This is a genomic window from Alcanivorax sp. HI0007, assembly GCF_001635525.1.
Taxonomy (GTDB): domain Bacteria; phylum Pseudomonadota; class Gammaproteobacteria; order Pseudomonadales; family Alcanivoracaceae; genus Alcanivorax.
Genome location: NZ_LWEJ01000220.1, coordinates 1 through 359 on the forward strand (window position 1 = coordinate 1; position 359 = coordinate 359).

General features: G+C 47.9%; 1 protein-coding gene. It reads left to right on the forward strand.

Annotated features, from left to right (window positions below; all coding sequences use genetic code 11):
- A partial coding sequence (locus tag A3714_RS18260; protein ID WP_231867854.1) for a hypothetical protein occupies nt 1–194 on the forward strand: 194 nt, incomplete at its 5' end.
- Nucleotides 195–359 lie beyond the last annotated feature (165 nt).

Genomic DNA, 359 nt, shown 5'->3' on the forward strand with positions numbered 1-359 from the left:
ACGCGTTCAATGCTGGAGGTATGAGTCCTCTTGATGAGGATCAGATGAGAGCTGTTACGGGTCAGGGACTGATCGTTTCCGACAAAATATCAGGCAGCGCATTGTCGAATCCCAACCCCTATTCCACACCCTTTGAATTCTATCGAATTGGTCTGGACGGAGAGCTTCAGTTAAATCTTAACGTTTCAAAATAACAGCTCGGCTGTGGCGGCATTAACGATCATCTTTCCGGTCACGCAGGTTGTGATATTGATATTGATTACCTGAGCCTGATGGGAAGAAACGGCACGGATATCGGCGATCCTGTAAGCCCCTTTACACTGGACAGGCCGTATATCGAGTTCGCGGTTAAGAATGAC